Origin of the sequence: Variovorax sp. Root318D1 (assembly GCF_001424835.1) — a bacterium.
In the GTDB taxonomy this organism is placed as follows: Bacteria; Pseudomonadota; Gammaproteobacteria; order Burkholderiales; family Burkholderiaceae_C; genus Variovorax.
Window position 1 is genome coordinate 190,055 of record NZ_LMCQ01000001.1, and the last position, 17,931, is coordinate 207,985.

The 17,931-nt window shown below is 66.6% G+C and carries 21 protein-coding genes; 13 read left to right on the top strand and 8 right to left on the bottom strand.

Annotated features, from left to right (window positions below; translation table 11 throughout):
- Nucleotides 1-60 precede the first annotated feature (60 nt).
- Together ASC78_RS00835 and ASC78_RS00840 are read left to right on the top strand one after the other, a co-directional pair.
- Complete coding sequence (locus ASC78_RS00835) at nt 61-357, top strand: YciI family protein (protein ID WP_055795222.1); 297 nt, start codon at nt 61-63, stop codon at nt 355-357.
- A gap of 139 nt (nt 358-496) precedes the next feature.
- Complete coding sequence (locus ASC78_RS00840) at nt 497-1,054, top strand: hemerythrin domain-containing protein (protein ID WP_055795225.1); 558 nt, start codon at nt 497-499, stop codon at nt 1,052-1,054.
- A gap of 47 nt (nt 1,055-1,101) precedes the next feature.
- Here ASC78_RS00840 and ASC78_RS00845 read toward each other — a convergent pair whose 3' ends face one another.
- Nucleotides 1,102-1,359 (bottom strand): hypothetical protein, encoded by a 258-nt coding sequence (locus tag ASC78_RS00845; RefSeq protein WP_055795227.1) that lies wholly within the window; start codon nt 1,357-1,359, stop codon nt 1,102-1,104.
- A 173-nt stretch (nt 1,360-1,532) separates the two neighbouring features.
- Here ASC78_RS00845 and ASC78_RS00850 point away from each other — a divergent pair, with 173 nt between their 5' ends.
- The 3 genes from ASC78_RS00850 (at nt 1,533) to ASC78_RS00860 (ending at nt 2,895) form a co-directional block, all read left to right on the top strand.
- Nucleotides 1,533-1,889, top strand: a complete 357-nt coding sequence (locus ASC78_RS00850; RefSeq protein WP_055795229.1) for a TA system antitoxin ParD family protein — start codon at nt 1,533-1,535, stop codon at nt 1,887-1,889.
- A gap of 7 nt (nt 1,890-1,896) precedes the next feature.
- Nucleotides 1,897-2,490 carry a zeta toxin family protein gene (locus tag ASC78_RS00855; RefSeq protein ID WP_268810378.1) on the top strand — a complete coding sequence of 198 codons (594 nt, stop codon included), beginning with the start codon at nt 1,897-1,899 and terminating at the stop codon, nt 2,488-2,490.
- A 120-nt stretch (nt 2,491-2,610) separates the two neighbouring features.
- On the top strand, nt 2,611-2,895 hold the full coding sequence (locus ASC78_RS00860; RefSeq protein WP_055795233.1) for a hypothetical protein: 285 nt from the start codon (nt 2,611-2,613) through the stop codon (nt 2,893-2,895).
- A 54-nt stretch (nt 2,896-2,949) separates the two neighbouring features.
- On the opposite strand, the gene ASC78_RS00865 is transcribed toward ASC78_RS00860, so the two are convergent.
- The gene (locus ASC78_RS00865) at nt 2,950-3,324 is read right to left on the bottom strand and encodes a hypothetical protein (protein WP_055795234.1); all 375 of its coding nucleotides are present in this window, start codon (nt 3,322-3,324) and stop codon (nt 2,950-2,952) included.
- 161 nt (nt 3,325-3,485) lie between these two features.
- Between ASC78_RS00865 and ASC78_RS00870 the strand changes: the two genes are divergently transcribed.
- The gene (locus ASC78_RS00870) at nt 3,486-3,863 is read left to right on the top strand and encodes an iron chaperone (RefSeq protein ID WP_055795236.1); all 378 of its coding nucleotides are present in this window, start codon (nt 3,486-3,488) and stop codon (nt 3,861-3,863) included.
- 24 nt (nt 3,864-3,887) lie between these two features.
- Here the strand turns inward: ASC78_RS00870 and ASC78_RS00875 are convergent, their stop codons facing one another.
- Nucleotides 3,888-4,313, bottom strand: a complete 426-nt coding sequence (locus ASC78_RS00875; RefSeq protein WP_055795239.1) for a DUF1801 domain-containing protein — start codon at nt 4,311-4,313, stop codon at nt 3,888-3,890.
- 85 nt (nt 4,314-4,398) lie between these two features.
- Here ASC78_RS00875 and ASC78_RS00880 point away from each other — a divergent pair, with 85 nt between their 5' ends.
- From ASC78_RS00880 to ku (ASC78_RS00900), 5 genes are all read left to right on the top strand, one after another.
- Nucleotides 4,399-5,547 (top strand): metallophosphoesterase family protein, encoded by a 1,149-nt coding sequence (locus ASC78_RS00880; protein WP_055795241.1) that lies wholly within the window; start codon nt 4,399-4,401, stop codon nt 5,545-5,547.
- On the top strand, nt 5,544-8,204 hold the full coding sequence (locus tag ASC78_RS00885) for an AAA family ATPase (RefSeq protein WP_055795246.1): 2,661 nt from the start codon (nt 5,544-5,546) through the stop codon (nt 8,202-8,204). The genes ASC78_RS00880 and ASC78_RS00885 overlap by 4 nt, the downstream gene beginning before the upstream one ends.
- A 122-nt stretch (nt 8,205-8,326) precedes the next feature.
- Entirely contained in the window at nt 8,327-9,268 is a 942-nt protein-coding gene (ku, locus tag ASC78_RS00890) for a non-homologous end joining protein Ku (protein ID WP_055795248.1), read from the top strand.
- Nucleotides 9,265-10,107 carry a tetratricopeptide repeat protein gene (locus tag ASC78_RS00895; RefSeq protein ID WP_055795250.1) on the top strand — a complete coding sequence of 281 codons (843 nt, stop codon included), beginning with the start codon at nt 9,265-9,267 and terminating at the stop codon, nt 10,105-10,107. The genes ku (ASC78_RS00890) and ASC78_RS00895 overlap by 4 nt, the downstream gene beginning before the upstream one ends.
- A 91-nt stretch (nt 10,108-10,198) precedes the next feature.
- Nucleotides 10,199-11,137, top strand: a complete 939-nt coding sequence (gene ku, locus ASC78_RS00900; RefSeq protein ID WP_055795251.1) for a non-homologous end joining protein Ku — start codon at nt 10,199-10,201, stop codon at nt 11,135-11,137.
- Nucleotides 11,138-11,152: 15 nt separating this feature from the next.
- On the opposite strand, the gene ASC78_RS00905 is transcribed toward ku (ASC78_RS00900), so the two are convergent.
- Complete coding sequence (locus ASC78_RS00905) at nt 11,153-12,325, bottom strand: pyridoxal phosphate-dependent aminotransferase (RefSeq protein WP_235504938.1); 1,173 nt, start codon at nt 12,323-12,325, stop codon at nt 11,153-11,155.
- Nucleotides 12,326-12,422: 97 nt separating this feature from the next.
- Between ASC78_RS00905 and ASC78_RS00910 the strand changes: the two genes are divergently transcribed.
- Nucleotides 12,423-13,868, top strand: coding sequence for an aminotransferase-like domain-containing protein (locus ASC78_RS00910; protein ID WP_055795253.1), 1,446 nt, complete (start codon nt 12,423-12,425; stop codon nt 13,866-13,868).
- On the top strand, nt 13,865-14,341 hold the full coding sequence (locus ASC78_RS00915) for an NUDIX hydrolase (RefSeq protein ID WP_055795255.1): 477 nt from the start codon (nt 13,865-13,867) through the stop codon (nt 14,339-14,341). The genes ASC78_RS00910 and ASC78_RS00915 overlap by 4 nt, the downstream gene beginning before the upstream one ends.
- Before the next feature lie 10 nt (nt 14,342-14,351).
- Here the strand turns inward: ASC78_RS00915 and ASC78_RS00920 are convergent, their stop codons facing one another.
- The 4 genes from ASC78_RS00920 to ASC78_RS00935 are packed head-to-tail and all read right to left on the bottom strand — an operon-like array spanning nt 14,352 to nt 17,923.
- Complete coding sequence (locus ASC78_RS00920; RefSeq protein WP_055795257.1) at nt 14,352-15,140, bottom strand: SDR family oxidoreductase; 789 nt, start codon at nt 15,138-15,140, stop codon at nt 14,352-14,354.
- Between the two features lie 51 nt (nt 15,141-15,191).
- Nucleotides 15,192-16,160, bottom strand: a complete 969-nt coding sequence (locus ASC78_RS00925) for a Bug family tripartite tricarboxylate transporter substrate binding protein (RefSeq protein WP_055795259.1) — start codon at nt 16,158-16,160, stop codon at nt 15,192-15,194.
- 44 nt (nt 16,161-16,204) lie between these two features.
- A complete protein-coding gene (locus tag ASC78_RS00930) occupies nt 16,205-17,185 on the bottom strand; it encodes a D-2-hydroxyacid dehydrogenase family protein (protein WP_055795261.1) in 981 nt (326 codons plus the stop codon).
- Between the two features lie 12 nt (nt 17,186-17,197).
- A complete protein-coding gene (locus tag ASC78_RS00935; protein WP_055795263.1) occupies nt 17,198-17,923 on the bottom strand; it encodes an RraA family protein in 726 nt (241 codons plus the stop codon).
- Between the last annotated feature and the right edge of the window lie 8 nt (nt 17,924-17,931).

The following is a 17,931-nucleotide window of genomic DNA, read 5'->3' on the forward strand; positions in this document are numbered from 1 at the left end:
GAAGCTGCGTTACACCCCGGCAGAAGGGCGCACATTCGCGCATCTTTCAAGGAACCTCGAATGAAATACTACCTGTGCAAGTTCTTGCCTCCGCGCGCCGATTTTCTTGCGACGATGACGCCCGAGGAGGTCGACCTGATGAAGCGTCATGGCGCCTTCTTGAATGATTTGCTCGACAAGGGCATCGTGGTCGCGCACGGACCTGTGGATGATCCGGCGGGCGGGTGGGGCTTGTCGCTCTACCAGGTCGGCGACGACGTGGACGTCAAGGCCTTGGCCGCGCAAGACCCGATGGTGGCAGTTGGCGGTGCACGCTACGACGTTCTTCCGATGCGCCACTTGCGTTCACGCGGCTGATTCTCCTGGTCTGCATTTCGCGCTTCGATGGACTTGCAGTGCCTCCCGCAACGGCGTAGAACCATGGTGTTATTGGTTCGACCTCGCAGCAATTTGAGCATCTGAAATAGGCAAGTCGCTGGTTCAAAGGAGATGAAGCATGTTGGCAGCCGAATGCGCGTGGGCCATCCTGCGCGCCGAGCACGCTCGCACCCGGGAGTTGTTGGCGCGACTTCATACCGTGATGAAAGCAGAGGAGGACGAGGCGTGCGGAAGGCGGCGGGCGGCGTCCGCCATCAGGATCATCGAACGTCTCGAAGCCTTCGAAGAAGCGACGCATCGCCCCAAGGGCGTCGTCATGCTGAACATGCTGCGTGGCAGGTCTGGCGAAGCCGACGAGCTTCTGGGTGAGCTCGACGCGGAAAGCGAGCGCTGCAGCAGCCTTCTCTCGCAGGCCAAGGCTGCCTTGAAGCTTGCCGAAGCCGGCGACATGGGCGCGGCTGCAAAAGCCGAGGCTTTGTTGCAGCAGCACCGCAAGCTCATGTCCGTGCACCTGGACAAGGAGGACACGCTCCTGCATTCGCACACGGCGCTGCTCCTCACCGCAGAAGAATGGGCTGCCGTGGTGTCGTCCATTTCGAAGGAGGTGCGGGCCGCAAGGGAGCGTGAACGTCGGCGTCCACAAATGCACAGGCAGGTTTCTAGATTTGCGTCGTGAGAAAACAAGACCAAGACGCAAGCCCGGCCGAGGCGCGAAGGCGTCGCCTACGCTGATCCGATCTGGACGAATTCGCTGACCGACTCGAAGTGGTCGGCCGCCCAGGCACGCATCGATTCGAGCACCTCGGCTTCCGAGGGCCCGAAGGTCTGGTGGTGCTCCAGCGGCGTGGAGTTGACCTCGTCCGGGGCTTTCGGCGATCGGCGCTGGGGCATCCAGTACAGCGTCGCGGTGTAGCAGACGAGGTCCTGGGCAACCTGGACCAAGCCCGTTTGGTGGCCAATCTTCAGTTCGTAGTAGGGCACAGCGGAACCTGGGTTGATTGATGAAATGCGAACTTTAGTACTGTAATCGAGGAATGCGGTCGGCGAGCGTTCATAGGTGAAACCGGGCATTCGGGAGTTTCCCGGGTCTCGGTTGCGTCCACGGTTGCAGTTTGCCCCTTGCGGTTGCAAAATGGAACCCTGATGGAGTTTCTATGAGCCAGGCAGTCAAGATTTCAGACATGGAAATGAAGGCGCTGCGTGATGCGGCGCGGGTTAATAGCCGGTCGATTTCCGGCCAGGCCGAGCACTGGCTACGCATTGGGCGCGCCATGGAACGCGATCCGCAAGTCGGCTATTCCCGGGTCGAGATGGCTTTGCGCGGCCTGGAGCCGCTGACGCTCGATTCCCTCGCCGAAGCCGGGCAGGACGACTTCATCCAGGCCATGGCCGATGCACCCGCCACCGCCGTGGAAGAAGACTTCTGGCGCAACCGTCGGCGCCGGGGTGTGGGTGTGGGGCTCGATGACAAGGATCGATTGGTGTTTGGCACTCCCGCGGTGAAGCGTTGAGCGCCGTGTGAGCCGTCCGACGATGATCATGTTGGCCGGCCCGAATGGCGCCGGCAAGACGACCTTCCATGAACTCGTCATACGTCCGCGGATCAAGGCGCTGTTCATCAATGCCGACCTGATCCAGCGCGAGGAACTCGGCGATTCTTCGATGGGCGCAGCCTACCGGGCGGCCGCCATTGCCGAAAGCCGCCGCAGGCAGGCCCTGGAGAAGGGCATCAGCTTCGTCTCCGAATCCACGTTCTCCCATCCATCCAAGCTGGAACTGATCCGCGATGCGCAAGCCGCGGGGTTCCGGGTCGTGGTCTATCACATCAACGTGCGCCGGCCGGAGCTCTCGGTCAGCCGCGTGGCGCAGCGGGTGGACGAGGGCGGACACGACGTGCCCGAAGACAAGATCAGGGAGCGGTTCGAGCGCAACCAGCCGCTGATCCGCGAAGCCGTGCTGCTGGCCGACCATGCCTTCGTGTACGACAACTCCGGGCTCAACATGCCGGCGCGGCGCGTCATCGCCTTCACGAAGGGCCGGGTGACCGCTGCCTCTGAGGACCTCCCGGACTGGGCCAGGGCGCTCTACGGCCGGGAGCTCGGGCTGGTTTGAGGCGGCCCTCGCGTGCGCGTGCGCCCTCGGCCTACGCGGATCTTCGTTGCCGGCTGTGCGGGTTTGGCAAGAATGTGGCCGAAGCTTGCAAAACTCCAACCGCCCGATGAAAGGTCTTCCATGAGCGCCAACGAGCCATCTCTCTCCGGACCCATTGCCGATGAACTGACGCCGCTGGAAATTTCCAAGGCGATGCTCGAGAGCGAAGAAGATCCGAACGTCGCGCGGCCACTCACGCCGCTGGGGCAGGCCGCTTCGGGCCTGGCGCCAAGACGCGCCCGCTCGTCATGGGCGCTCGCCTTGCGCAGCCCTGCGACGGCGTGGTGCGCCATCGCGGGGGTCGGTCTGATCGCGGCGCTGGTCTATGTGGCGCGGGAGCCTCGCCGGTCCCGGCGGGCGGGTTGACCGGCCTGAGGTAGCTCTCGTGGGCCCATTCAGCGCAGCAGGCCCTCCGGCCGCTCAGTACCGGTCGTCGCCGTAGCGGCGGTAATGCTCGCGTCGCTCCCACTCGCGGCGGCGCCATTCGCGGCGCTCGGCGCGGCGTTCCTCCCAGCTCGGACCCGGCTCGTAGTAGACCGGCGCTGGCGCCACGTAAGCGGGCGCCGGCTGGTAGCGCACTGGCGGGGCTGGCTGGTAGTAGACAGGGGGCGGCGGCGAATAAGCGGGCGCGGGTTCGTAGTAGACCGGCGCCGGCTCGCTGCTCACCACCACGCCTGGCACGGACACGCCCACGGACCAGCTCGTGCCCGCGGTGGCCGAGGCCACCCCGAAAAGAGCGCCGGCGGCCAACGCGCCAGAGAGGGCCAGCTTGAGGCCAGTTCGGGTCAAATTCATCTCGTCTCCTGAAGATCCGGGAACAGTCCCGATGTACATCCAACGTTTGGCCTCCCCAAGCTGCGCACATCAGGGCGGTGAAGAACGTTCCAAGATGTCACGAGACGGGACACCCGGACCCCAGGTGATCGATCATGCGTCCTCCCAGGAGGCAGGAACAGATGGCAGGCCAGCAACATCCGGCAACGATCGACGACTACATCCGCGCTGCGCCGCGCGAGGCCCAGCCACATTTGCGGCGGCTCTACGCGCTGCTCAAGAGCATTGCGCCGGAAGCCGAAGAAGCGATCAAGTGGGGAACCCCGTTCTTCGTCGAGCCGCGGTTCCTGTTCGCCTTTTCCGCGCACAAGGCGCATCTCAACTTCACGCCGACAGCGGCGGGGCTGGAGCCGTTCAGCAAGGAACTGGAAGCGCACAAGACGACCAAGGGCATGCTGCAGGTTCCCTACGGCAAGCCGCTGCCCGAAGAGCTCATCCGCAAGATTGCCGAGCAGCGTGTGCGCGCGGTGCGTGAACGCGAAGACGATGCCTTCTGGTGATGCCGCTGCATCCACGGCTTCTGCTCAGGCCTTCGTCTTCCTTGCAGTTTTTTTCGACGCTTTGCCCGCCGTGTTGTGGGCGATTGCCTCGCCCACGAGCACCTTGAAGGCCGGCCCGTCGACCTTCTCGCCTTCATGGATGTCGATGGCGCGGCGCATGTTGCCGTCGAGGCTCGCGTTGAAGAGGCCGGCCGGATCCTCCAGGAACGCGCCCTTGGCAAAGGTAAGCTTCACCTTGTCCTTGTAGGATTCGCCGGTGCAGAGGATGCCGTCGTGCGACCACACCGGCGTGCCCATCCACTTCCATTCCTCGACCACTTGCGGGTCTGCTTCCTTGATGAGCTTGCGCATTCTGCCGAGGGTTTCGCCGCGCCAGTCCGCGAGGTCGGCAATTCTTTGGGAGATGAGTTCCGATGCCGGCAGGCCGGGGCTCGCATCCGATTTTTTCATGTTCTGATCCTGGAAGTTCCGCGGCTCGACTTTGACGTCGAGGATCCGCTGGCCGTCTGAATCTGCGGAATTTAACCGACCCTTGATGACACGTTTTCTTCACTCCGCCGACTGGCAGATCGGCCGCCAGTTCGCAACCTTCGATCCCGAGCACGCGCCGATCCTGGCCGAGGCGCGCATCAGCGTGGTCGAGCGGCTCGCGGCACTGGCCACCGAGCACCGGGTGGACGCGGTGCTCGTCGCCGGCGACGTGTTCGACGTGCAGACTGTTTCCGAGCGCACGCTGCGCCGGCTGTTCAATGCGCTGGCGGGCTACGCGGGTCCCTGGCTCATGATTCCCGGCAACCACGACGCCGCCTTGGCAGAAAGCGTGTGGACGCGCGCAGAGCGGCTGGGCGTGGTGCCGCCGAACGTCCATGCGCTGCTGGTACCCGAGGTGCGCGCGTTCGAGTTGCAGGGCTTTGCCGTGCTGCCCGCGCCGCTCACGCAGCGCCACACCTACAACGACCTCACGGCCTGGTTCGACACGGCCGAGACGCCCGCGGGCATGCTGCGCATCGGCCTGGCGCACGGCAGCGTGCAGGGCCTGCTCGCGGAAGACATCGATTCGGCCAACCCCATTGCGCCTGAGCGTGCATCGAGCGCTCGGCTCGACTACCTTGCGCTCGGCGACTGGCACGGCTGCAAGCGCATCGACGCGCGCACCTGGTATGCCGGCACACCCGAGCCGGATCGCTTCAAGGACAACGGAGCGGGTCAGGCGCTGCTGGTGGACATTGCCGCGCCGGGCGCCGAGCCGCAGGTCACTCCGCTTGCGGTCGCCAGTTTTCGCTGGCAATCGATCGCCGCGGTGCTGCAGGTTCCGAGCGACACAGAGGCCTTGATGGCGCAACTGGAGCACTTGAATTCGCAGGACGTGGCCGACCTGCACGTACGGGGTCAGATCGACATTGCGGGGCTGCAGCGCCTGCAGGCAGCCATCGGCCGCGCCGAGGCCCGGGCGCGTCATCTGCAGGTCGACCTGTCGGCGCTGCGGCTCGTACCCACCGACGAAGACATTGCCGGCATGCAGGCCGACGGCTACCTGGGCGAGGTGGTGCAGGAACTGCGCGATGCGCAGGTCCGCGCCGATTCACCCGAGGCACGCGTGGCGCAGGATGCGCTGGCGCTGCTGGCGGCCGAGCTCGCGCAGCGCGCACCGGCTGCGGACTTCGCACAGGCGCGCAAGCCATGAAGCTGCAGATCACCCGACTGCGGGTCGAGCAGCTGCGGCGCTTTCGCTCACCGCTCGAGCTCGGCGGCTTCGAGCCCGGCCTCAACATCCTGGCCGCGCCCAACGAGGCGGGCAAGAGCACGCTGGTGCGCGCCATCCGCGCGGCCTTCTTCGAGCGCCACCGCTCCACGGCCGTCGAAGACCTGCGGCCGTGGGGCGAGGGCAGCGGCGCGGCACCGCTGGTCGAGCTCGATTTTCTGCTCGACGGGCAGGACCACCGGCTCGTGAAGAGCTTTCTCGGCAAGAAGCGCTGCACCTTGGCCGCCGGCGCGCGCTCGTTCGACGGCACCGACGCAGAAGACCACCTGGCCCATCTGTTCGGCTTCTCCTTTGCCAGCAAGGGCGCGAGCAAACCGGAGAACTGGGGCATCCCAGGCCTGCTCTGGGTGGAGCAGGGGCGCGGGCAGGAGCTGGACGTGAGCCACGCGCGCGACCATCTGCACGACGCGCTTCGCGACCCCGACGGCGACTCGGCCGCGGCATTGGCCGCGAGCGGCGGCGACGCGATCCTCGACAGCCTGCGCGCCCAGCGCGACGAGCTTCTGACCTCGACCGGCAAGCCACGCGCCGCCCATGCCGAGGCCATTGCGCAGGTGGCGGCGCTGGAGGCGGAGCTCGGCGCCATCGACGCGCAGGTCGCCACCTACCGACAGCAGGTCGACCAGCTCGCGCAGATGCGACAGCAGCACCAGGCTGACGAAATGGCCAAACCCTGGGAAACGCTGCGCGAGGAGCTGCTCGCCGCGCAACGCCGCAACGGCGCACTGCAGGCCGGCCAAGAGCAATTGCGCAACGACCGCGCAAGATGGCGACAGCTGCAGGAGACCCGCGAGCTGCTCGCGAAAGAACTCGCCGGGCTCGCGCATCAGCAGGCCGAAGCGCAAACGCGCGAGCGTGCGTGCGAAGAGGCGGCCACGCAGCTGCAGGACAGCGACGCCGCCGTGGCTCACGCGCGCCAGAACGCGGCAGACGCCCAGCGCCGCGTCGACGGTGCCCGCGACGCCTGGCGCAGCGCCAGCCAGGAGGCGCAGCGCCGCAATCTCGGGCAGCTGCTGCAACAGGCACAGGCCGATGCGGCGCGAAGCGCCGAGAGCCTCGCGCGTGCGGAGGAGGCGCACGCGCGGCTGGCAACGTTGCTAGCCGCCGCCGCAGTGGCGCCAAAAATCCGCGCCGGCGATGTCGAGCAATTGCAGAAGCTCGAGCGTGCCGCGCACGATGCCGATCTGCGCCGACAGGCCGTGGCCACGCGGCTGCAGTTCGTGCTGCCCGAGGGCCAGACGCTCGAATTGCAGGCACGCGACCAGATCCACGGCCTGCGCGGCGAGGGCGAACGGCTCATCGACGCACCCGCCACGCTGCATCTGCCGGGCGGCGGTCAGCTGGTCATCACGCCGGGCGGCGACGACCTCGTGGCGCTTGCGCGGTCGCACGCCGATGCGCGCGATGCGTTGCACGCGGCGCTGCTGTCTTTGGGCGTGGACGGCATCGCGCAGGCACGATCGCGGCTCGGCGCCTCGGCCGACCTCGATGCGCAGATCAAACTCGCGCAACAGGCTCTCGGCATCGTCGCGCCGCGCGGGCTGGAGGCGCTGCGCGGCGAGCTCGCACAGGCGCAATCGCGCATCGCCACCGCGCAAGCGGCCTGCGAGCGCCTGCCTGCGGCGGCGGCCGAATCCGCTTTGTCGATCGAAGAGGCCGAGTCCGCGCAGCAAGCTGCGGTGGCAGCCGAGCAGGCGGCGCAGAAATCCCTCGCCGAAGCGCTGCGCCGGCAATCGGCGGCGCAGGAGGCGAGCGCATCGGCGCTGCGCGAACTCGCGGCGGCACGGGCTGCGCTCGCGGACCCCGGCCGGCAGCAGCGCCACGCCCAGGCGACGCAGCAATGGCTGGCCGTGGGCGCCGAGGCCGAGGCGCTGACCGCGCGCATCGACCAGACGAATGCCGACGTGCAGGCCGCGCGGCCGGACATCGTGTTGCAGGACATCGATCGCCTGCAACGCAGCATCGAGCAGCTCACGCGCAGCCATCAGCTGCGCCGCGAGCAATTGCTGTTGCTGGAAAACACGCTGCAGCAGGCCGGCGCGCAGGGCCTCGAGGAACAGAGGGAGGCCTTGGCCGGCCAGCTCATGCAGGCACGGCGCCGGCACGCCGAGCTGCAGCGCCGCGCCGATGCGCTCGCGCTGCTGTGCCAAAAGCTGGAGCAAAAGCGCCAAGCCACGTTGGCCCGGCTGCAGGCGCCCCTGCAATCGCGCATGCAGCACTACCTGCCTTTGCTGATGCCCGGCGCCACCGTGCAGATGGATGCGGAGCTTGCGCCCGCCACGCTCACGCGCATCAACGGCGGCGGCGCCGCCGAGAGCGGCCAGTTGCAGGAACTGAGCTTCGGTGCGCGCGAGCAGCTGCGGCTCATCAGCCGCTTCGCGTATGCCGACCTGCTGCAGGAGGCGGGTCGGCCGACGCTGCTGATCCTCGACGATGCGCTGGTCCACAGCGATGCGCCCCGCCTCGCGCAGATGAAGCGCGCGCTGTTCGACGCGGCGCAGCGGCACCAGGTGCTGCTGTTCACCTGCCATCCGGAGCACTGGCGCGACATGGGCGTTGCGCTGCGGCCACTGGCCTGAAGGGGCTTGGCAGGCCGTCCCTTGGCGACTTGCACGGCCGCCGACACGCATCCGGCGAAACGCGCCTCTTTTCTCGAGCCGCGAAAAGTGGCATCTTGTGTGCTCGTTCCGAGGAGCATCAGATGGCCACTGCCCGTTCTATCGCTTCACTGTCGCTCGGCTTCGGCCTGGTTTCGATTCCGGTCCGGCTCTACTCGGCCACGGAAGGGTCGGCGACGGTTCATTTCAACCTGCTGTCCAAGGAGGGCGAGCGCGTCAAGCAGCAGTATGTTTCCGCGAGCGACCCCCAGAAGGTGGTTCCGCGCGCCGAGATGGTCAAGGGCTACGAATTCGAGAAAGACCGCTTCGTGATCTTCAAGCCCGAGGAGCTCAAGGCGCTGGAGGAGGGCGGTAGCCACCTGATCGACATCGTCGCCTTCATCCCGGCGGATGCGGTGGACCCGATCTACTACGACAAGCCCTACTACCTTGCGCCCGACAAGCGCGGCGGCAAGCCCTACAACCTGCTGAAAAAGGCCATGCTCGAGAGTGGCCGCTGCGCGCTCGCCAAGTGGGCCTGGAAGTCGAAGCAGTACGTGGTGCAGGTGCGCGCAAAGGAAGAGGGGCTGATCCTCCAGCAGCTGCTCTATGCGGACGAGGTGCGGTCGCTGGAGGACCTGGAGATCGAGCAGCTGGAGCCGAGCGCCTCGGAGCTCAAGCTCGCGCTGCAGCTGATCGACCAGATCTCGCAGGAAAGCTACGAGCCGGCGATGTTCGAGGACGAGGAAAAGAAGCGCATCCTCGCCGCCATCGACGCGAAGATTGCGGGTGAAGAGATTGTGGCCGCGGAGCATCCGGAGGATGCGGCGAGCGGGCAGGTGATCGACCTTGCCGAGATGCTCAAGGCCAGCCTGGTGCGCAACGCGACCTCGGGCCCGCAGGTGCGCCCGGCTGCGGCAAAGCGCAGTGCCAGTCCGCCGGCGGTGGCGCCCTTGCGCAGTGTCTCGAGCAAGGCCAAGCGCGCCCCCAAGGTTGCTGAAAAGGCTGTTGCTCCGGCCCCGTCACGCGCGCGCATGAAGAAGTGAAAGCCTCGAACGGGTTCTCGTCGCCCTACACCCTGCGCGGCGTGGTCCAGCTGCTGGGCCTGTCCCGGCATGCCGTGAGCAAGCTCATCGAGCTCGGCTTCGTCGCGCCGGTCAAGACGCCGGCGGGAGCGTGGCAGTTCTCGTTCCAGGATGTGGTCCTCTTGCGCTCCGCCCACGAGCTGCGTGCGGCGCGCATCCCGACGCGGCAGATTCTGCGGTCCCTGCGGCAGCTGAGGTCCACGCTGCCCGCGGAGATGCCGCTGGCCGGCATCCGCATCAAGGCCGAGGGCGACCGCGTGACCGTGCGCTCGCCCCATGCGCACTGGGAGCCGGACACCGGCCAGCTGCTGCTCGACCTGAGCGTGCAGCCCGGCACGGGTTCGGTCAGTTTGCTGTTCTCCCAGCAAGCCCGGGCTTCCACCGCCGCCGACCTCGACGCGCTCTTCGAACAAGCCGAGGCGCTGGAGGCCACCACCCCCCAGGCTGCCGAAGCCATCTACCGGCAGATCCTGAAGGAGGAGCCCCGCTACGCCCATGCCTATCTCAACCTCGGCTTCATGCTCTGCGAATCCGGACGCTGCGACGAAGCCGCAGACCTGTACGACCTGGGCGTGCGGCACTGCGGCGACGATCCACTGATGCACTACAACCACGCGGTGGCGCTGGAGGGTGCCGGGCGCATCCACGACGCGCTGACCAGCTACGAAAAGGCCCTGCAGCTGCAGCCCGACCTGGCCGATGCCCACCAGAATGCCGCCCTGCTGTACGCCGAACTGGGACAAAAGCAGCTCGCAATCCGGCATTTCAGCGCCTTCAGGCGTCTTCAGGGGAAGACGTAGGGCGCAGGTGGCTTCCTCCTACGCCGAACGCGGCCGCTTCGCGCTAGGGTCGGCCAATGGACCCGTTGAGAGGTCGCAAGGAGAGAGCATCTTGGCAACTGCAAGCAGAACCCTCTGGAAAGGCGCAATCACGTTCGGGCTGGTGCACATTCCGGTGGGCCTGCACACCGCGAGCATCGAGCAGGGCATCGATTTCGACTGGCTCGACAAGCGCAGCATGGACCCGATAGGCTACAGGCGCATCAACAAGCGCACCGGCAAGGAGATCGACAAAGACGACATCGTGAAGGGCTTCGAGTACGAGGACGGCAAGTACGTCGTCATCTCGCCCGACGAGATCGAGGCCATCTATCCGCGCACGACGCAGACCATCGAGATCCAGCGCTTCATCGACGCCAACGAGATTCCGTTCGTTTACCTGGAGCGGCCCTACTACGTTGCACCGATCAACAAAGGGCAAAAAGTCTATGCGCTCTTGCGCGAAGTCCTGGTCAAGACCGGCAAGGTGGGCCTGGCCAAGGTCGTGATCGCCACCAAGCAGCACCTGGCTGCGCTGGTGCCGGCGGGCGAGGTGCTCGTGCTTAATCTGCTTCGCTGGGGCGACGAGGTGAAGTCGCTCGCGGGGCTGGACCTGCCAGCAGCCGGAGTCAAGGGAGCCAAGGTGACGGCCTCGGAAATGAAGATGGCCGAGCAGCTCGTGAAGGACATGAGCGGCAAGTGGAACCCCGACGAGTTCAAGGACGAGTTCAAGCACGCCGTGATGAAGGTCGTCGAGAAGAAGGTCAAGGCCGGGGACACCGAAACGGTGATCGAGCCGGAAGAGGAGGCGCCGACCGAAGGCGCCAAGATCATCGACCTGACGGAGCTCCTGACGCGCAGCCTCAAGGGCGGCAAGGCCGCCAAGCCGGCCGGAACGACGGCGAAGAAGGCGGCGGCTACCAAGAAAGGCGCGAGCGCGAAGAAGGCCGGCGGCGCTGCGAAGAAGGCCCCGCGAAAGAAGGCGTCGAGCGCTCGCCGCAAGGCGGCGTAGGCCGCCTTGCGGGGGCTATCTGCCGCCGACCTGCGTGGCCTCGGTCAGCGCGACCGACACGCACTCCAGCGCGATGGCCAGTTGGGTGAGCGTGGGCAATCCGAAGCCCAGCCGGAACACCAGCGGGTCGTCACCGAACCACGGACCGGGTGCCACGCGCGTGCTGTACTTGGCCAGCGCCGCGTAGAAGCGTTCGACGGCCGCGGCATCGAAGACCGCAGGCTTGAGCCGCATGCAGCACAGCGCCCCGGCATCGGGGCGCACCCACTCGATGTGGGTGCCATGGCGCGAAACCCAGTCCTCTGTGAACTGCAGGTGATGTGCGAGCAGCTTGCGCCTCTCGCCGATGATCCTGTCGCGCTGCCTGAAGACGGCGAGCGCAAGCGCCTCGTCGACCGGCGAGCACGAGATCACCGTGCTGAACTTGGCCGTCACCAGAGCCTGGCGCAGTGCCGCGTCGCGCGTGATGGCCCAGCCGATGCGCAGGCCCGCCGAGCCGTGGCACTTGGACAGTGAGGACACCGAGATGACCCTCGGTCCGAGGCATGCGGCGCTAGGTGCAGCCGCGTCGTCGCCATAGGCCGCCTCGCGGTAGGTCTCGTCGATCACCAGCCAGGCCTCGGGCGCATGCTCGGCCAGCATCGCCACGATCTCGCGCAAGGTGTGCTCGGGAATTGCGACACCCGAGGGATTCTGCGGCGAGGCCAGGCTCACCACCTTGGTCTTCGGCGACAGCAGCTCGCGGAGTGCATCCAGGTCGACCCGGTACCCCGTGTCGAAGCGCAGCGGCAGCGCGCGCGTGGTTGCGCCGACGGCGGCGAGCGCATTGCGCGCCAGCGGAAACACCGGTTCGGCCACGACCGCTTCGTCGCCTGAAGAACAGAGCGTGAAAGCGATGAGGAAGAGGGCGTGCATGCCGCCCACCGTGACCACGACGTCATCGGCATCGACGCCGTTGTCGTTCGCGATTTCCTGGCGCAGCGCCGGGTTGCCCGCCGCCGTACCGTAGTCCAGCGAGAAGTCGGCACCGTCGCCGAAAGCCATGTCGACCAGTTCCGCGAGCCGCACGCTCGGACCCACGCTTTCCGCGAGGTCGAAGCGGGGCGCCTTGCTGACCAGGGAGATGATCTCGTTGTCCGGAAACCGTGCCATGTCCTGCTGCTCGATCCATTTAGTGATGGCATCCATGTTGCCGTTTTATGGCCAGCGATAACAGCCACAATTTGCCGAAATCTGATGCAGTACAGTTGCATGCCGTGCCGTCCATGCAAAGAGGAGTCCATCCGTGTCGCAGCCTTCCCGGTTTCGCTATGAAGAAGTCGCCGATTTCGTCGCCGGCCTGGCAGGCCGCGGCACGCTGCAGCCCGGAACGCGCGCGCCGTCGCTGCGCGAGATCAGCACGCAGCAACGCACCAGCCTCAGCACCGCGGTGCAAGCCTACCGCCTGCTCGAAGACCGCGGCATTCTCGAAGTGCGGCCGCAGTCGGGCTACTACGTTGCCAAGGCGCCGCCTGCGTTGCCCGTGCCCACGACCACACGCCATTCGGTTCGGCCCGCCAAGGTGGAACTGTCGGGCCTCATGCTCGACCTGCTGGAGCACGCCTCCAACGACGCCCTGGTGCCGCTCGGCTGCGCGATTCCCAACCAGCGGCTGCTGTCATCTTCGAAGCTCGACCTCGTTCTTGCCCGCACGGCGCGCGTGAAGGGCGCGCAGTGCAACACCTACTCGCCGCCGCGCGGCGAGATGTCGCTTCGCCTGGAGATCGCGCGGCGCGCACTGCGCTTCGGGCAGGCGCTGTCGCCGGACGACATCGCCATCACCTGCGGCTGTACCGAGGCGCTGGCGCTCGCGCTCGAGGCCGTCACGGAGCCGGGCGACACGGTCGCGATCGAATCCCCCACCTACTTCGGGCTGCTGCAGGTCCTGCGCGCAAAGAAGCTGAAGGTGGTCGAGTTGCCGACCCACGCGGTCACCGGCGTGGACGTTCAAGCGCTTGGCGATGTCGTGGCCTCTGGCAAGGTGCGCGCCTGCGTGCTGGCATCGAGCTTCAGCAATCCGCTCGGCTGCACCATGCCCGAAGACAACAAGCGCGCCGTGCTTCGCCTGCTCGCCCAACATCGCGTGCCGCTGATCGAGGACGACGTCTACGGCGACGTTCATTTTGGCGAAGAGCGGCCCCTGCCTTTCAGCGCGCTCGACAAGCACGACAACGTCATCTATTGCGGCTCATTCTCCAAGACGCTCGCGCCCGGCTACCGCATCGGCTGGATCGCGACCGGCCGCCACATGGCGCGCGTGCTCGAAACCAAGTTCGCCACGAGCCTTGCCACGCCGGTGCTGACGCAAGTGGCGCTCGCCACCTTCCTGTCGAACGGCGACTATGACCGCCACCTGCGCCGCATCCGGCGCGAATTTGCCGACACGCTGGGCCGCATGACGCGGGTGATCGAGCAGGCGTTTCCGCCGGGCACGAAGGTGTCGCGGCCCGAAGGAAACTTCGTGCTGTGGGTCGAGCTGCCCGAGCCCGCGGACACGCGGCTGCTGTTTGCAGAGGCGCTGGCGCATGGCATCTGCTTTGCGCCCGGCGTCGTGTTCTCGGCGAGCGGAAAGTACGCCCACTGCCTGCGGCTGAGCGGCGGCCATGGCTGGGATGCGCGGATCGAGAAGGGCCTGCGCAAGCTCGGCGCCATGGCCTCGAAGGCGTTTGCCGCTCACAATCGCCGACCATGATTTCAGTCCATCTTCAAGGCCAGCGCTTCCAGGTGCGCGCCGCGGCCATCGTCCTTCACGAGGGCCAGTTGCTGGTGCACCGGGCCCCGGGCGACGCCTACTGGGCCTTGCCCGGCGGGCGCGTCGAAGTGGGCGAAGCGGCATCGGCCACCATCGTGCGCGAGATGAAGGAGGAGCTCGGAGAAGACGTGGCCTGCGGTCCGCTGCTGCACATTGCCGAGAATTTTTTCGACCTGGCGGGGCAGCGGAATCACGAGATCGGGTTCTACTTTCTCGTCTCGCTGGCCGAGGACTCGGCCCATCTCGACAAGGGGCGGATCTACCGCGGGATCGAGAGCCACCTGGAACTGGAGTTCCGCTGGTTCCCGATCGCGGAGCTTGCGTCGGTCAACCTGCGGCCCACCTTCCTGCATGCTTCCCTGGCGGCCGATCCGCCGGCCTTCTCGCATGCGGTGCAGCGCGAGTACGAATAGGGATCTTCGGCTAGACCACCATCGGCGTCAGGGCACCGTCCATCGTGATCATTGCGCCCGTGACGTAGCTGGCGCAGTCCGATGCGAGAAAGACAGCCGTGTTGGCAATCTCTGCGGGATGCGCGTAGCGACCCAGCGGGATCCGCGCTTCGTTGGCCTTCAGCAGTTCTTCCTCGGGCTTGCCAGTCAGGCGCGATTCCGTTTCGAGCGAGTTCTTCACGCGGTCGGTATACGTCGCGCCTGGATTGATGGCATTCACGCGAATCCCGTGGCTGCCCCATGCATTGGCCAGGCCCGCCGATACCAGCATCAAGGCTGCATTGGCGGCTCCGCCCGGCAGATGCATGGCGCTCGCGACCTTGCCGCCCGTTCCGATGATGTTGACGATCGATCCTGCGCGCCGTGCGACCATCGATTGCAGCGCCGCGTCCATCGCGTGCACGTAGCTGAAGTACTTCGCGTCCATGGCGGTTCGCCACGCCTGTGCGTTCAAATCTGCCGGCACCACGCGCTTTGCGCCGCCGGCCGAGTTGACGAGCACGTCGATTGGGCCGAGCGTCTCTTCCACCCGCGCGACGGCCGCGAAGGCGCTGCGCGGGTCGATGAAGTCCGCCACGGCGATGAGGACGTCGAAGCCGTCCCTGGCCAGTTCGGCTGCGGCGGCACGCAGATTTTCCTCGCTGCGCGATGCAATCGCCACGCGGGCGCCCTCGGCTGCGAAAGCCTTGGCGCAGGCCAGGCCGATGCCCTTGCTGCCGCCCGTCACCAGGACCACCTTGCCTTGCAAATTCAGATTCATCTCGATTCTCCTTTTTAGAACGCGTCGCATCGGCGCCGCACTGCGGCGACCTCACTCGGCCTTGATGTTTGCCTCTTTGACCACGCGGGACCAGCTCTTCAGGTCGGATTCAATGACGGCCGCCATCGCTTCCGGCGTGCTCGAGCGAACCTCGATACCCTGCTTGGCGAAAATTGCCTGGACGTCCGGCATGGCAAGGACGCGCACGACGTCGGCATTCGCCTTGCGGATCACGTCGGCGGGCGTCTTCGCCGGCGCCACGAAGCCCGACCAGATGTCGACGGAAAAGCCGGGCAGGGACTCGCCGACCGTCGGCACCTGCGGCAGCGACGCATAGCGCTGTGCGCCCGTACCGGCCAGGAGCCGCAGGCGCCCCGATTCGATATGCGGCAGCAATGCGTTCGCCTGGCCGAGGAACATGTCCACGCGCCCCGCGAGCAGATCGGGAAGCGCTGCCTGTGCGCCCTTGTAGGGAACATGCTGGATCGATGTGCCGCTCATGCTCTTGAGCAGTTCGATCGAGAAGTTCTGCGGCGAGCCCGGTCCGCCGGACGCGTAGGTGAGTTGCCCCGGCCGCGCCTTCGCGAGCGCCAGCAGTTCCTTGACGTCCTTGGCCGGGAGTGCGGGCCGGACCACGAGCAGGTTCTGCACCGAGATCGCGAGTCCGATGGGGGCGAAGTCTTTGACCGGATCGTAGGAGACAGTGCTGAGCAAGGGCGCGAAGACCAGCACGCTGTTCGGGGCCACCAGCCAGGTGTAGCCGTCCGCCGGCGCGTGCGCCACCGCCTTGGCCGCAATCGCACCGCCGGCGCCCGGCTGGTTCTCCACGATCACCGGTTGCCCCCAGATCTCCTGGAGCTTTTGCGCCACGGTACGGGCGAGCACGTCGGGGCTGCCGCCAGGTGTGAATGGCACAACGATCCGGACGGGCTTGTTCGGATAGGCCTGCGCAACGGCAAGCCCCGGAATGAGGCTCGACAGAGCCAACGCCACGAAGGCGCAGAAACGCCATGCGTACATGTGTTTGTCTCCCAGGTGAACGCGGCGAGGCGACCGGCCCGCCATCAAGCCCGCAAGGTGCGCAGCACCTCGGGGTTGTGAACGGCGATCGGCTCACCGGCCTCGAAGGCCAGGATCTGCCGGAACGCATTGCCGTACGCGATTTCGTGGTTGTCGATTTCCACGTAGCCGATGTGCGGGGTGCACACCGCGTTCGGCAGCGACAGCAGCGGATGGGCAGCGCCGAACACGGGTTCGTGTTCCAGCACGTCGACCGCTGCCATGCCGGGCCTGCCTGCCTTCAACGCCGCCGCCAGCGCGCCAGGCGCGATCAGCTCGGCGCGGCTGGTGTTGACCAGCAGCGACGTGGGCTTCATGAGCGCCAGGTCGCTGGCCGTGACGCCGCCGCGTGTGTCGTCGTTGAGTCGCAAGTGCAGCGAGATCACGTCGCAGCGCCGGAAGAAGTCGGCCCGGTCGCTTGCCATCGCGAGCCCATCGGCCTCGGCCGCGATGCGGCTGCCTTCGCGGCCCCACACGAGCACCGGCATCTCGAAGGCCCTGGCGTAACCGGCGATCACCTTTCCGATGCGGCCGTAGCCGAGGATGCCGAGCGTGCGGCCGCGCAGCCCGCGTCCTATCGTGCTCTGCCAGCGCCCCTGCTTCAGCGCTTCGACTTCAAAGGGAATGTGGCGCAGGGCCGCAATCATCAAGCCCCATGTCAGTTCCGCCGCCGCGTAGGAAGGGCGCGACGTCAAGGTCGCGCTGACAAGCACGCCATGGCGCGTGCATGCCGCAAGATCGATGTGCGGAACGTGGCCGTTCTGGCTGATCAGCTTGAGCTTGGGCAGGCGCTGCAGCAGCGCCTCGCCGATCGGCGTTCTCTCGCGCAGGAGCACGATCGCTTCCACGTCCCGGAGCCGATGGGCGAGCACGTCGAGGTCGCTCACGCAGTCGGTGTAGGTGGTGACGGATTTGCCCGCCATGAGGCTGAAGCAGTCCAGCTTGCGGACAACGTCCGCGTAGTCGTCGAGGATGGCGATGTTCATGGATGTTCAACTTCAGGCGTTCGTCGGCAGGTCCGCGACGGCCAGGCCTTCGTCGATGAGCCGGCATTTGCGCTCCTCGGCTGCGGCCTTCTTCAGGGCGAGTTCCAGCACTTCGCGCGCCCGGGTGCGAGGAATAAAGCACACGCCGGTGTCGTCGGCAAATGCGATGTCGCCCGGAGAAACACGAACGCCGCCGATGTTCACGTCGCCGTTGATCTCGACGGTCTCGATGCGCCACTTGCCGGTCATTGGCGTCACTTCGGTGGCCCACACCGGGTAGCCGACGTTTTGCGAGTGCGGCACGTCACGGATGCCGCCGCTGACGATGGCGCCTGCCTCGCCCTGGCGCTTGCCGGTTTGCGCCGAGATGCCTCCCATGTTCGAGACACCCGCCACGCCGTCGATCACGATGACGTCGCCCGGCTCGGCCAGGTTGTGCGCTTCGAACTCCGCCATCTTGTTGACCTTGGCGCGGGCCGCTTCGTACGGGTGCTGGCGCAACGCGATGTTGCGCACCGTCAATGCAGGGCCAACGATGCAGGCGCCTGGCATGGTCGGCCTGAACTGGCTGGCGGCCAGCACGCCCGTGATGCCGAGCTCGTCCATGATGTCCGACAGGATGCCGCTCGCATCGCCGAGCGAGCGGAAGCCGGCGATCAGATCCGGCTCGGGCCGGGGGAGTGTCGTCATGAGGATGCGCTCGGGCGCGATCTTTCCGGTGAGTTTCCGTTCTGCCATTGCGAGTC